The sequence below is a fragment of the Euzebyales bacterium genome (assembly GCA_036374135.1).
In the GTDB taxonomy this organism is placed as follows: Bacteria; Actinomycetota; Nitriliruptoria; order Euzebyales; family JAHELV01; genus JAHELV01.
This window is the reverse complement of the sequence record DASUUK010000063.1, coordinates 24,989-38,133: the sequence shown is the minus strand read 5'-3', so window position 1 is coordinate 38,133 and position 13,145 is coordinate 24,989. Positions and strand designations below refer to the sequence as shown.

12 protein-coding genes, 1 pseudogene and 1 riboswitch are annotated in these 13,145 nt (G+C 71.5%); of the genes and pseudogenes, 6 read left to right on the top strand and 7 right to left on the bottom strand.

From position 1 onward, the window contains the following. Positions 1–359 precede the first annotated feature (359 nt). The 3 genes and pseudogenes from VFZ70_09700 to VFZ70_09690 form a co-directional block, all read right to left on the bottom strand. Entirely contained in the window at positions 360–620 is a 261-nt protein-coding gene (locus tag VFZ70_09700) for a TrkA C-terminal domain-containing protein (GenBank protein ID HEX6256071.1), read from the bottom strand. 150 nt (positions 621–770) lie between these two features. Beyond that, positions 771–1,376: pseudogene (locus tag VFZ70_09695) on the bottom strand (cation:proton antiporter). Further along, positions 1,286–1,804, bottom strand: coding sequence for a cation:proton antiporter (locus VFZ70_09690; protein HEX6256070.1), 519 nt, complete (start codon positions 1,802–1,804; stop codon positions 1,286–1,288). Before VFZ70_09690 ends, VFZ70_09695 begins: the two are co-directional and overlap by 91 nt. Positions 1,805–2,509: 705 nt before the next feature. Between VFZ70_09690 and VFZ70_09685 the strand changes: the two genes are divergently transcribed. Both VFZ70_09685 and VFZ70_09680 read left to right on the top strand, forming a co-directional pair. Beyond that, the gene (locus VFZ70_09685) at positions 2,510–3,022 is read left to right on the top strand and encodes a carbonic anhydrase (protein ID HEX6256069.1); all 513 of its coding nucleotides are present in this window, start codon (positions 2,510–2,512) and stop codon (positions 3,020–3,022) included. A gap of 73 nt (positions 3,023–3,095) precedes the next feature. Further along, entirely contained in the window at positions 3,096–4,121 is a 1,026-nt protein-coding gene (locus VFZ70_09680) for an LLM class F420-dependent oxidoreductase (GenBank protein ID HEX6256068.1), read from the top strand. Between the two features lie 51 nt (positions 4,122–4,172). Here the strand turns inward: VFZ70_09680 and VFZ70_09675 are convergent, their stop codons facing one another. Further along, positions 4,173–4,676 (bottom strand): hypothetical protein, encoded by a 504-nt coding sequence (locus VFZ70_09675; GenBank protein ID HEX6256067.1) that lies wholly within the window; start codon positions 4,674–4,676, stop codon positions 4,173–4,175. Positions 4,677–4,776: 100 nt separating this feature from the next. On the opposite strand from VFZ70_09675, the gene ilvD reads away from it, so the two are divergent. Beyond that, positions 4,777–6,456, top strand: coding sequence for a dihydroxy-acid dehydratase (ilvD, locus tag VFZ70_09670; protein HEX6256066.1), 1,680 nt, complete (start codon positions 4,777–4,779; stop codon positions 6,454–6,456). 30 nt (positions 6,457–6,486) lie between these two features. Here ilvD and VFZ70_09665 read toward each other — a convergent pair whose 3' ends face one another. Together VFZ70_09665 and VFZ70_09660 are read right to left on the bottom strand one after the other, a co-directional pair. Continuing rightward, positions 6,487–8,031, bottom strand: a complete 1,545-nt coding sequence (locus VFZ70_09665; GenBank protein HEX6256065.1) for a hypothetical protein — start codon at positions 8,029–8,031, stop codon at positions 6,487–6,489. A 96-nt stretch (positions 8,032–8,127) separates the two neighbouring features. Then, on the bottom strand, positions 8,128–9,153 hold the full coding sequence (locus VFZ70_09660) for an alpha-hydroxy acid oxidase (protein HEX6256064.1): 1,026 nt from the start codon (positions 9,151–9,153) through the stop codon (positions 8,128–8,130). A 77-nt stretch (positions 9,154–9,230) separates the two neighbouring features. On the opposite strand from VFZ70_09660, the gene VFZ70_09655 reads away from it, so the two are divergent. The 3 genes from VFZ70_09655 (at position 9,231) to VFZ70_09645 (ending at position 11,682) form a co-directional block, all read left to right on the top strand. Next, positions 9,231–9,431 carry a hypothetical protein gene (locus tag VFZ70_09655; GenBank protein HEX6256063.1) on the top strand — a complete coding sequence of 67 codons (201 nt, stop codon included), beginning with the start codon at positions 9,231–9,233 and terminating at the stop codon, positions 9,429–9,431. A 65-nt stretch (positions 9,432–9,496) separates the two neighbouring features. Then, the gene (locus VFZ70_09650) at positions 9,497–10,231 is read left to right on the top strand and encodes an aldolase/citrate lyase family protein (GenBank protein HEX6256062.1); all 735 of its coding nucleotides are present in this window, start codon (positions 9,497–9,499) and stop codon (positions 10,229–10,231) included. Between the two features lie 323 nt (positions 10,232–10,554). Then, the gene (locus tag VFZ70_09645) at positions 10,555–11,682 is read left to right on the top strand and encodes a PP2C family protein-serine/threonine phosphatase (protein ID HEX6256061.1); all 1,128 of its coding nucleotides are present in this window, start codon (positions 10,555–10,557) and stop codon (positions 11,680–11,682) included. Positions 11,683–11,705: 23 nt separating this feature from the next. Here the strand turns inward: VFZ70_09645 and thrC are convergent, their stop codons facing one another. Beyond that, positions 11,706–12,944, bottom strand: coding sequence for a threonine synthase (gene thrC, locus VFZ70_09640; GenBank protein ID HEX6256060.1), 1,239 nt, complete (start codon positions 12,942–12,944; stop codon positions 11,706–11,708). Positions 12,945–13,000: 56 nt separating this feature from the next. Then, positions 13,001–13,106: riboswitch (SAM riboswitch) on the bottom strand. Positions 13,107–13,145: the final 39 nt, after the last annotated feature.

Sequence of the window (13,145 nt, the reverse complement as noted above, 5' to 3'; positions counted from 1 at the left end):
GCCATCACGGACCCCACCGCGACGGTCATCGCGAAGTCGAAGCTGGACATCTTGGAGAAGCTGCGCAGCCCGGTGATCCTCGTGGCGACCAGCACGGCGACGAAGACCCCCACGGTCGAGGCCAGCACCACTCCCACCGTGCGCCAGGGGATCAACAGCCACTCGACGGTCATCACGTGCTCCTCCTCACTGAGGCGTCGATGTCGCGGGCGCCGCACCCACTGAGCATGCACGCCACCGTGCCCGGACACGCGTGGGGTGCAACGGCGACGCCGCTGCATGCGCCGTCAGCTCCGCCCGGGGGACGGCGGGCGGCGGACGCCCGATGCCGGCACGCGGCAGCGGCGTACTGGGCGGCGTCACTCGCCGTGACGGGACCGCAGCCGGCCGTCCTCGACGTCCGCCTCCGCATGGGCCTGTGCCCAGCGCTCGACATCGTCGATCCCCTGGTCGCGGTCGACGGTCGTGACGATCAGCAGGTCGCCCGCCCGGAGGCGGGTGGCCCCGCGCGGGACGACCACGTCAACGTCGCGGACGACCGCCGCGACGAGCGCGCCGTCGGGCGCCGGCACCTCGCGGAGCCCCCGCCCGTGCAGGGGCGAGCCTTCGGGCACGAGCACCTCGACCACGTCGAGGCCGGTGCCCTCCAGCGGCAGCGCGTCGGCGATGACGTCGGCCGGGGTCCGCTCGGCGGCGATGCCGAGGGCCCTGATCACCGGGACGGCCGACAGGCCCTGCACCAGTGCCGACGTCAGCACGACGAAGAAGACGACGTCGAAGATGAGCCCCGCTTCGGCGATGCCAGCCGACGCGGCGAAGGTGGCGAGCACGATCGGCACCGCGCCGCGCATGCCCAGCCACGCCACGACCGCGATGCCGCGGGCCGAGAAGCCCATTGGCGCCAGCGTGACTGCGCAGGCCAATGGGCGCGCCACGAGGATCAGCAGCGCCGCCACCCCGAGTGCCGTCAGCGCGACGGCCGGCAGCTGCGACGGGAACACCAGCAGGCCGAGCAGCAGGAACAGGCCGACCTCCGCGCCGTTGGCCAGGGCCGTGTGGAACGTGCGCAGCGCCGACCGCCGCCGCGGCACGTCGGCGGCCAGGACGATCCCGGCGACGTACACCGCCAGGAAGCCCGAGGCGCCGACCGCCACGGCCAGCCCGTAGGTCACCCCGGCGGTCGCCAGCGCCAGCACCGGGTACAGGCCGGCCGCGCCCAGCTCCACCCGGCGCAGGGTCACGGCGGCGAGCCAGCCGCCGGCCCAGCCCAGCGCAGCGCCGCCGATCAGCTGCAGCGCACCGAAGGCGAGCCACGCGGTCGTGCTGGCGGGAAGGCCCCAGGCCGACAACAGGCCGACGGTGAGCAGCACGGCAACGGGATCGTTCGCACCCGACTCGACCTTGAGCACCGCGGACAGCCGCTCGGGCAGGGCGCCCGACGGAGCAGCTCGAACACGGCCGCGGCGTCGGTCGAGGCGACGATCGCCCCGACGAGCCAGGCGACGCGACTGGGCAGGCCCAGCAACCAGACGGCGCCCAAGGCGGTGACGCCCGCGGTGAGCGCGACGCCGACGGTCGCCAGTGCGAGCCCCGGTGCGGCGCCGCGGCGCAGCTGGGGGAGATCGGTGGTCAACCCGCCCTCGAACAGGATGACGACCAGCGCGAGCACGCCGAGGCTCTGCACGACAACGGGATCGCTGGGGCTGACCCAGTCGAGCCCGTCGTCGCCGATCAGCATGCCCAGGGCCAGGAACAGCAGCGCGCCGGGTACCTGCAGGCGCGCCCCGAGCGCGGCCGCGAGCACCCCACCGGTCAGCAGCCCGGCTCCGACCAGCAGCGGCCCGTCGATCGACAGGCCCGCGTCGAGCGCCTCGCACGCCGCCGGGTCGGTCGATCCCGTGACCGACGCCAGCACGTAGGCGAGGACGACGGTGCCGGCCAACAGCAGCGCCACCGCACCGAGCACCCGTCGGACCGCCAGCCGGCGCTCGGCGAGCGGGTCGGCGCGACCGGCGCCGCGTCCGAGCAGCGCGTGCGCCAGCGTGGCGGACGTCAGCCCCAGGAGCACGGCGACGGTCAGCCGCCAGCCCCGCGTCAGCACCAGCCCCGGCGTGAGCGGGCCCAGTGCCGCGACCAACACGGCCGTGACGACGAGGGCGACCCCGAGCTTGACGGGTGCAGCACCTGTCGCAGCGCCCAGGCGAGCTCGCCCGCGATCAGGCGCCGCAGCGGCACGTGCGACGATGCGCGTCGCCTCGACCGCGCCTGCGATCCGACGTCAGCAGGCTCGTCCACCAGGGTCTCACCCAACCGAGCCTACGCCGCCCCACCCACCGATACGGCCCGCCCACCTCCGCCCCCCGCGCACCTCTGACACGGCGGTGAGCACGACGACCTTGGCGTCGTCGAGGCGGAAGTCGCCGGCTCGGCGCCTCGTGGTGCGGTGAATGCTCGCCGTCATGGCGCGCAGAGACGTGCGCAGGCCGCCGGGCCGGTAAGCTGCCGCTCCATGACGGAGCCAAACGACACCGAAGCCACGACATCGCTCGTCGACGGGAACCGTTCGTACAGCGAGACGTTCGACGCCGGCCACACACCAAAGCTGCCCGCGCGTGGGTTGTTCGTGCTCACGTGCATGGACGCGCGCGTCGATCCCCTGCGACTGCTCGGCCTCGAGCTCGGCGACGCGCACATTATGCGCAACGCCGGCGGGCGCGTGTCCGATGACGCAGTGCGGTCGCTGGTCGTGTCGTCCGCTTTGCAGGGCACGCGCGAGGTGGCGGTCATCCACCACACCGACTGCGGTCTGGGAGCGACGACGGACGAACAGATGCGGGCGGACCTGGCGGCGCGCGGCGTCGACGTGGGAAACCTGTGGATCGGCGCGTTCGACGACGTCGACGACAGCGTGCGGGACGATGTCGCCACACTGCGCGCCTCGCTGGCGGGCGCCGAGGTCACGGTGACCGGATACGTGTACGACGTGCGCACGGGCGCCCTGCGCGAGGTCGACGGCGCCTGAGGCCGCCGCGGCCCGGCGACCGGACGCGCTGTCTACGATGTCACCTCGCGAACCGCCGGGACGGAGCCGACCGTTGAAGCTGGGAATCAACCTCGGGTACTCGGGCGCAAGGATGGGCGAGATCCTGCCCCTGGTGCGTCATGCGGACCGCATCGGCATCGACTCGGTGTGGGCGGCCGAAGCCTACGGTTCCGACGCGGTGACGGTGCTGGCGTACCTGGCGGGCCAGACCGACCGGATCGTGCTGGGGTCGGCGATCCTGCAGATGCCGGCCCGCACACCCGCCAACACCGCGATGACGGCGATGACGCTCGACGCGCTGTCGGGTGGACGGCTCATCCTCGGTCTGGGCGTGTCAGGTCCGCAGGTCGTCGAGGGCTGGCACGGCGTTCCGTACGGCAGTCCGCTCACGCGGACACGTGAGTACGTCGAGATCGTCCGCCGAGCGGTTGCGCGTGAGGAACCGTTGACCTTCGACGGCGACATCTACCAGATCCCCTACACGGGCGACGACGCGACCGGGCTCGGCAAGCCGTTGAAGTCGATCATGCATCCGGTGCGTGGCCGCATCCCCATCTACCTCGCCGCGATCGGTCCGCGCAACGTGGCGCTGACCGCCGAGATCGCCGACGGATGGATGCCGATCTTCTACGCGCCCGAGTACGGGGACGCGTTCGACGAGCACCTGCGCGAAGGCTACGCGGCGGGTGACCGTCAGTCGGGTGACTGCGACATCGCCGTCACCGTGTCGGTGGCCGCCGGCGACGACGTGGCCGCGTGCCGCGACCGCCTGCGCCCCCAACTGGCGCTCTATGTGGGCGGCATGGGGTCGCGTGACCGCAACTTCTACAAGGACCTCGCGGTCCGCTACGGCTACGAGCAGGAGGCGAACGCGATCCAGGACGCCTACCTGGACGGACACCGCGACGAGGCCGTCGCCGCCGTACCCGACGGGTTGATCGACGACGTCTGCCTCGTCGGTCCGGTCGACCGCATCATCGACCGCCTTGACGCCTGGAAGGCGTCGCACGTCGACACGCTCATCCTCGGCACCGACCAACCCGAGGTCCTGCAGGCGCTGCGCGACGCCGTGGACTAGCGCTCTGATCGTAGCGGCCGCCCCAGCCGCCGCTGGTGCGGTGTTCGTCGCTCAGCTGACCTGGTTGCCGTCCTCGTCGATCAGGACGACCTCGGCGCTGGTGTCAGACAGCGCCTCGGCGATGGATCCGTCGGTCAGCTTCGCGAGCATGCCGCCCTCGTCGGTGGCCTTCCTGGGGAAGACGATGGTCGTCGGCCGGTAGCGGCGCACGGCGTCTGTCAGCGCCTGCGCGCCGGTGTTGACCGCGAGGTGGGCGCGCGCTGGCATGCCACGGTCCCGGATCTCGACGACCTGGTCGGCGAGGTAGGCGCGCCCCATCTCGCGCAGCGTCTCCGGCTCGAGCTCGGAGTCAGGGCTGACCGCATCGCCCTCGTCGGACCACGGTCCCGACGGGTAGGGGTTCGTGAGCTTGCTCTCGCTGGTGCGGTCGTACAAGATGACACCAGCGTCCGCCTTGGCTGCACGCTCGACACCGGCCTCGCGGGTCACGGTGTAGGTCATGTCGCTGCCGTCATCGGTCGCCACGAGATACCAGGCGGTTGGGTCGTCAGACATCTGCAGCCTTTGCGGGAGAGAGACGGGGATCCATCGTGTGGGGCGATGTCGTCCCACGGGTCGAAGCCTAGCGTCCGCCCGTTCGGATCGAGGAGCACCGATGGAGTCCACAGGCACGCGCCGGTCGGCCGACGTCAGCGAAGGACCACGACGGGCGCCTGCGCGCGCCATGCTGCGTGCCGTCGGCATGACCGAGGACGACTTCGGCAAGTTCCAGGTCGGCGTCGCGACGTCATGGAACGAGGTCACACCGTGCAACCTGCCGTTGCGCCGGTTGGCGGGGCAGGCCAAGCAGGGCATCCGCGAGGCGGGCGGTTTCCCGCTCGAGTTCAACACGATCGCGATCTCCGACGGCATCGCGATGGGCCACGAGGGCATGCGCGCGTCGCTTGTGTCGCGGGAGGTCATCGCCGACTCGGTCGAGACGGTCATGCACGCCGAGCGCTTCGACGGCATGGTCACCTTCGCCGGCTGCGACAAATCCCTGCCCGGCATGGTGATGGCCGCGGCCAGGCTGGACGTGCCGTCGGTCTTCCTCTACGGCGGCACGATCCTGCTCGGCAGCTACAAGGGCCGCAGCGTCGACATCAAGGACGTGTTCGAGGCGGTGGGGGCGCACGCCGCCGGATCGATCGACGACGACGAGTTGCACGGCATCGAATCCGCTGCATGCCCCACCGAGGGCTCGTGTGCGGGGATGTACACCGCCAACACCATGGCGGCGGCGGTCGAGGCGCTGGGCATGAGCCTGCCGGGATCCGCGTCACCGCCCGCGGTCGACGCCCGCCGTGAGCACCTCGCCGTGCGCTCGGGCCGCGCCGTGATGTCGCTGCTCGAGGCCGGTGTCCGACCGCGGCAGATCATCACACGCGAGTCACTCGAGAACGCGATCGCCGTCGTGATGGCCGTCGGCGGATCGACGAACGCCGTACTGCACCTGCTCGCGATCGCCCACGAGGCGCGGGTCGAGCTCGGGCTCGAGGACTTCGACCGCATCGGTCGGCGCGTGCCGCACATCGTGGACTCGCGCCCGCACGGTCGGTTCGCGATGAGCGAGATCGACCGCGCCGGCGGCGTGCCGGCCGTGCTGCGCGCGCTGCTCGACGCCGATCTGCTGCACGGCGACTGCCTGACCGTCACCGGCGGGACCCTCGCCGAGAACCTCGACGCGCTGGCCGACGTGCCGGCGCCGGACGGCAACGTGATCCGCGACCTGGACGACCCGATCCACGCGGACGGCGGCCTCGCCGTGCTGCGCGGGTCGCTGGCTCCCGACGGCGCCATCGTCAAGATCGCCGGCCTCGACGACGAGACGTTCACCGGTACGGCGCGCGTGTTCGACGGCGAGCAGGCCGCGATGGACTACGTCCTGGACGGCAGGTTGGAGTCCGGCGACGTGCTGATCGTGCGCTACGAGGGCCCCAAGGGCGGGCCCGGGATGCGCGAGATGCTCGCGGTCACGGCTGCGGTCAAGGGCGCGGGCCACGGCAACGACGTCGCTCTGATCACCGACGGACGCTTCTCGGGTGCAACCCACGGGCTGTGCGTGGGACACGTCGCGCCCGAGGCGGTTGACGGTGGGCCCATCGCGTTGGTCGGGCACGGCGACCGGATCGTGCTCGACGTGCCCGCGCGCCGCCTCGACCTCGAGGTCGCCGACGACGAGCTCGAGCAGCGTCGGCGGACGCTCACGCACCCGGAGCCCCGCTACACGACCGGCGTGCTCGCCAAGTACGCGCGGGTGGTGTCCGGCGCCGAGGTCGGCGCGGTCACCGGCTGACGCCGGCAGGTCGACCCGCGCGGCGCGCGCCTAGTTCCCCAGCACGCGCCGCAGCTGGCGCTCGATCTCCCGGCCGACCGTCTGCGTGTCGCCGACCAGGATCCCTCCGGTGTCGGGCGATGCCGACGAGATCATGTAGTCGACGACCTCGCCGTCCACGCCGCGCCCGTTGGTCAGCAGCACCGGCGCGTGCCGCCGCTCGCCGGCGTACGCTGCGGCGACCGAGGCGGTCGCGATCTCGTCGCGGTTCACCAGCGCGTACGCCGACGGGATGGCGAAGAAGTGCTCGGCCACGGCCACGGACACCCGGCTCGGGGTCCCGCCCGCATGGCGCTCCACGGCGACGCCGGACAGCTGTGCGACCTGCTGCTGCACCGCATCGGACACAGCCTCGGTCGAGCCGGCGATGTGAACCCGCGCGATGTCCGTCTCCCGGAGGAACCCGCGCGCCTCGGCACTGAGCTCGTCGGTCGCCGTGAAGATCAACGGCCAGTCGTTGGCGGCGGCGACCGCCACCATGGGCAGCGCCTCGTCCAGCGCGTCCAGGCCCGCGAGGACGGCCGTGCGTGAACGGCCGGCGCGCTCCATCTCGAGCCCGGCGACGCGTGCGGTGGTCAACGCGTCGCGTCCGGCGACGCGGCGGATCTCGTGGCTGCCGGCGCGCTCGCGCACGAGCTCGTCCGGCAGCGACGCCTGATCGCCGACCAGAGTGATCGAACCGCCCGCGCTGAGCACGCGCGACAACTCGCCGTTGACACGCCGCTCGAGCTGGGATCCGCCGCGGGTCAGCAGCACCGAGCCGTGCGCGGCGCCCGCCATGACCGAGGCGAGCATCGCGTCCTCAGGCGCGTCTGTGGCGGCGAGGAACACGCTGTCGGCCGATCCACGCGTCGGGAACGCCGATCGGCTGAACTTGATGGCCATGGTCGCACGGGTCGGGGCCATCACACGTTCGATCGCGGGTGCGTCCTGCGGATCCGGCCGCATGCGCCACCATGACGTGAGCATCTGCGCGCCCGCGGTCGAGAACGAGAAGTGGACGTGGTTGACGTGGCACGAGTCGTAGGACGCTGCGGAGTTGCACGCGTAGGGCCGCCATCCGGCGTCGGCCTGGCTGGCGCTGAAGATCTGGCGGTCCCAGATCATGTACATGAGCCCGAAGCGGCGGAACAGCGCGTGGCGGTTGCCCTCGTCGTCGGTGGCCAGCAGCTTGGCCAACGCGTCCTCGGCGGCCGCACGCTGCTGGGGGTTGGCAACGCTCACCGACCAGTCGAAGGCCCGGCCCTCCTTGTGCTCGCTGGTCCCCCGCACGCCGCACTCACGGCTGATCCCGGACCAGCCACTGACCGGGTAGGCCTCGAGCAGCAGCTTGGCGAACGCCACGACGCCCGGCTTGGGCGTCGGGTCACAGGTGCCCTGGGGCTCGTACGACGCGTACGGGTCGACGGGCGGCACCTGCGCCTCCTCGGCCGCCCGCGCCGGCAACACCCCGACGAGTAGCAGCAGGGCGATGATGGCGGCACCCACCACGGTGGCTCCGCCGTATGTCGTCCGGTCCCGCACTCCTGCTCCCATGCGACGTCACCACCGTACGGTAGGCGCGCTCCGGACGCAGTCAAGGGCCAGATGCGTAAGCATTGGCTCACATCGGGTGGTCGTTCTCTGGCGACATCACGCCCCGACGACGAGGTCGGCGGTCACGTCGTCGATCGTGGCGGCGCCGCACAGCGTCATCGCCCGCGCGAGCTCGTCACGCAGGCCCTCGAGCACGGCGCGGACTCCGGCGCTGCCGTCGACGGCCAGACCCCACAACACCGGACGGCCCACCAACACACCGTGCGCGCCCAGCGCGAGCGCCTTGAGCACATCGGTGCCGCGCCGGATGCCGCCGTCGACGTAGACCTCGGCGGCATCGCCCACCGCGGCCGCTACCTCGGCCAGCGCGGTCGGCGGCGCCACCGCCGTGTCCAGCTGCCGGCCGCCGTGGTTCGAGACGATCACGCCTGCGACGCCGGCGCGCACGCACGCGACCGCATCGTCGGCCCTGACCACGCCCTTGACCAGCACGGGCAACGACGACCAGGAGATGATCTCCCGCAGGTCGTCGAGCGTCAGCGCGACGTGGCGGTCGTACACCCTGGGTGTGCCGTCGCCGTGCGGTGTCAGGTGCGCGAGCTCGACCCGCTCGTCGAGGCGGAGTGTCTCGTGGCGGCGCCGGCCCAGTGTGGGAACGTCGACGGTCACCACAAGCGCCCGGCATCCACTCGCCACCGCGCGTTCCACCAGCTCGCGCGCCGGCTCGAGGCTTCCCCGCACGTACAACTGGAACCACCGGACGGCGGTCGGCGCCGCGCCGGCGACGTCCTCCATCGTGCGCGACGACATCGTGGAGATGACGTAGACAGCGCGCGCCGCCGCGGCGCCGGCCGCGGTCGCGCGCTCGGCATCGGGGTGGGCCAGCTCGTGCGCGGCCGTCGGCGCGATCCCGATCGGGGCGGCGACGCCGGACCCCATGAGCGTCGCGGTCGTGTCGACGGCGCCCACGCCGCGCAGCACTCTGGGCCGCAGCCGCAGGTGCTGCCAGGAACGCTCGTTGTCCGTCAGCGTCACCTCGTCGTCGGCGCCGCCGGCGAAGAAGCGGAACACGTCCGTGTCCAGCCGGTCACGGGCGATCCGCTCGAAGTCAGAGCCGTCCATGTCCGGCGACGCTAGCGCATATGTCTGTCCCCGGTCGGGTAGCCGTCAGGCAGGACGATCAGGAGAGGACCATGGGCATGAGTGAGAACGTCGAAGAGGGCACGGGACGCATGAAGGAAGCCGCCGGCTCCATCCTCGGTGAGGACGAACTGAAGGAGGAGGGTCGGGCGCAGCAGGACAAGGCGCAGGCTCAGCAGAAGGCCGAGGAGGCCGAGCGCGAGGCCGTCGAGGCGCGCAAGGAGGCCGCGGCGCACGAGACCCGCGAGGAGCGCGCCTGACCTGTACCGTCCACGACGTCCCGCACCGTCCGGTGCGGGGCGTCACTGGTCGTGAGGAGCCTGATGTGACGGGCGAGACGCATGAGCGGTGGGCTCGGTCCGCGCTCGTGGTGTCGGCCGACGTGCAGGCGCACCTGCAGCATGCCGGGCGGTCCCCGGCTGACGCTGTGGTGCTCGACCTCGCTGACGTCGATGCGCCCGGCAAGGACATCGCGCGACAGGCGGTCGTCGATACGCTCGCGGCGAGTGACCTCGGCGGCCGCCTGGTGAGCGTCCGCATCAACCCGATCGACACGATGTGGGCGTACCGCGACGTCATCGACGTGGTGGAACGCATCGGGGACTTCGTTGACCGCATCGCGGTTCCCGACGTCGGCGGTCCGGTCGACGTCCAGTTCGTCGAGCTGCTGCTGCGCATGATCGAGGAGCGGATCGACCTGGGGCACACGATCATGCTCGAGGCCGAGGTTGCCTCTCCGGCCGGACTGTCACTGCTGTCGGAGATCACTCTCGCCAGCGACCGGCTCGAGACGCTCGTGCTCGACGAAGTGGGACTCACCGAGGCGCTGGACATCACGCCTCGGACAGGCGCGCTGTCGGCAGCGGTCCGTCCACAGGTTGCGGTCGCGGCACACGCGACCGGGTTGCAGCCGGTCGTCCGGGTCGACGCGACGGAGGACGGTGCCTACCGGACCGCGATCACGGCGGCGCGAACGCTCGGCTACGGCGGTGCCAGGTGCGCCAGACCCCGGCAGGTCGAGATCGCAAACGATGTGTTCTCCGTCGTCGACGCGGGATGATGCGATGTGGCCCACGCCGCGCTCGGACCTGGGCTCTGCGACGACGGGTGTCGGCCTGAGCGACGGTGAATGGTGACCGACGTGACGCCGTGGCTGCGGGACCTCTTCCGCGCCTTTCTTCGCGGTGCGTGCTGCGGCGCAAGGGGGCAGGTCACGTCGGCCAACGCCGTGTTCGAGCTCCGGTAGCCGGGATCTCATCCAATGGTCCACAAGTCTGCGATTCGGGCTGTTCCTGAAGCATTGCCGGCGGCTAGGATCACCTGACCGCCGACGAACCAGGCAACGATGTGCTCTTGAGGCGCGCTTCGAGTTCGATCGGCACCGTGCTGCGCACCTCTCTGATCGTGCGGTTCCAGAACTGGCGCGACGAGCGCTTCGGCGGGCGTCCTCTGCGGTCGGTGCTGATCGTGACCGGCATGATCGTCGTGATCGCCGCGGTGCTGGCGCTGGTCGACGACGCGGTCATCATCCTGCCCAGCGCCTGGCTGCTCATCCTCGTCGGTGTCGGCGCCCTGCTGGGCGGCTGGCGCGTCGGCATGCTCACGGCGGTCGTCGGCGCGTTCGCGCTGTGGGCCATCGTCATGGAGCGCAACGCCGCGGCGGGTCTGCCGTTCGTCCGCACGGTCGGCGCGATCGTGCAGTTCCTGATCGTCGGCACCGGTGTGTCGATCGCCATCGGCGCGATGGACCGGTCGATCCGCGAGATGCGGCGGGCTGCGCAGGCGGTGGAGCACAGCGAGCGGCATGCGCTGCAGGTGACCCACAAGCTGCAGCAGGCGATCATCCCCGCCGATCCACCACCGATCCCCCAACTGGAGGTCGCCGCGCGGTACCTGCCGGCCGACGCGTCAGAGGTGGGTGGGGACTTCTACGACTGGTACCAGATGTCCGAGGACAGCTGGTGCCTGCAGATCGGCGACGTGTGCGGCAAGGGTCCCTCGGCCGCGTCCCGCGCGCTACTCGCCCGCTACACACTGCGTACGGCAGCACTGCTCGATGGTGATCCCACGCGGATGCTCTACGCCCTCAACTCGGCGATCCTCGCCGAGGGCGACGACCGCTACTGCACCGCCGCGGTGCTGCGGTTGACGCTCGCCGCGACAGTGCAGGCCGATCTGGCCCTCGGCGGGCACCCGCACGCGCTGGTCCTGCGCGGTGACGACGTCCGGCCGTTCGGCCGGGAGGGCTCGCTCGTCGGACTGTTCCCCGACATCGAGATCCACTGCGACCGGATGGACCTGCTGCCGGGCGACCGCCTGTTCGTCTACACCGATGGCGTGACGGACCGCCCCGCGGCGCCGATCGACGACGTCGCACTCCACCGCATGCTGCGTGAGCTCAGCCCGCTCGCGGTACCCGACTTCGCCACCGAGCTCGAACGCCGCCTGCTGGCCTCCCCCGCCGGCCGCGACGACATCGCATTCGTGCTGATCGGCGTGCCGCCGGTCTAGCTTCCGCGGCCGGTCGTGGAGTGTCAGGCGGCGTCGACCAGGCCCGCTGCCTCCTCGAAGTCGTCCAGGGAGGGGCGCACCGTCACGGTCGGCGTCGCTGGGACGGCGTCCACCGTCTTGAGGCCGTTGCCGCTGATCACCGCCACCGTGCGAGCCGAGCGGTCCAACGCACCCGATGCCGCCAGCGAGCGCAGGGCGGCGACGGTCACCCCACCGGCGGTCTCGGCGAAGACGCCCTCGGTGCGTGCCAGCAACCGCATGCCCTCGGCGATCTCATCGTCGGCCGCCGCCGCCATGCCACCGTCGGTGCGGCGCGCGACGGAGATGGCCGGGCCCCCGTCGGCCGGGTTGCCGATGGCCAGCGACTTGGCGATCGTGTCCGGCTTGACGGGCGTGGGCTCGTCCTCGCCGGCGGCGAACGCCGCCGCGATCGGCGAGCATCCCTGCGCCTGCGCGCCGAACATCGCCCACGGCGCGTCATCGACCAGACCGGTGCGGACCAGTTCGCGGAACGCCTTGTCGATCTTGACCATCATCGAGCCCGACGCCATCGGCGCGATGACCTGCGCGGGCAACACCCAACCCAACTGCTCGGCGATCTCGAACCCGATCGTCTTGGAGCCCTCGGCGTAGAACGGCCGCATGTTGACGTTGACGAACGCCCACTCGTACTCGTCGGCCACCTCGCTGCACAGCCGGCTGACGTCGTCGTAGTTGCCCTTGACGGCCACGAGGTTGGGCCCGTAGACGGCGCTGGCCAGCACCTTGGTCTGCTCGAGGTCGTGGGGGATGAACACGTACGCGTCGAGGTCGGCCGCCGCCGCGTGCGCCGCGACCGAGTTCGCCAGGTTGCCGGTCGACGCACACGCCACCGTCGTGAACCCGAACGCCCTGGCCGCCGTCAACGCCACGGTCACGACCCGATCCTTGAACGACCAGGTCGGATTGACGGTGTCGTTCTTCAGCCACAGGTCGTCCAGGCCCAGCGCTGCGCCCAACCGCGGGGCGCGGACCAGCGGCGTCAACCCGCCACCCAGCCACACCGGGTCGATCGGATCATCGGTCGGCACCGGCAGCAGCGGGCGGTAGCGCCACAGGCTGTCGGGACCGGCTGCGATCGCATCACGGCTGACGTCGGATGCGAGCGCGTCGTAGTCGTACACGGCCTCATACGGGCCGAAGCACCGGTCGCAGACATGCGCCGGCGCGATCGCTGCTTCGCTGCCACAGCCTCGACAGCGCAGGGCGGAGAGATAGGTCACCGCGTCGTCCTTCCACTGGGTGCGTTGAGGTCGCGCGGAGGGAGGACGAGCGTATGCGGCCATCTTCCCCCCGAGGGGGCCGGAGTTCGCACCTCGGTCACCAGTCGTGACCCGGTTGCGGCGGCGTCGTCGGGCCGGTCCCTCAGCCGCTCTGGATGGCTATCCAAGAGTCCGCCGTCGCCGACGTGGCGACGGAGGCCG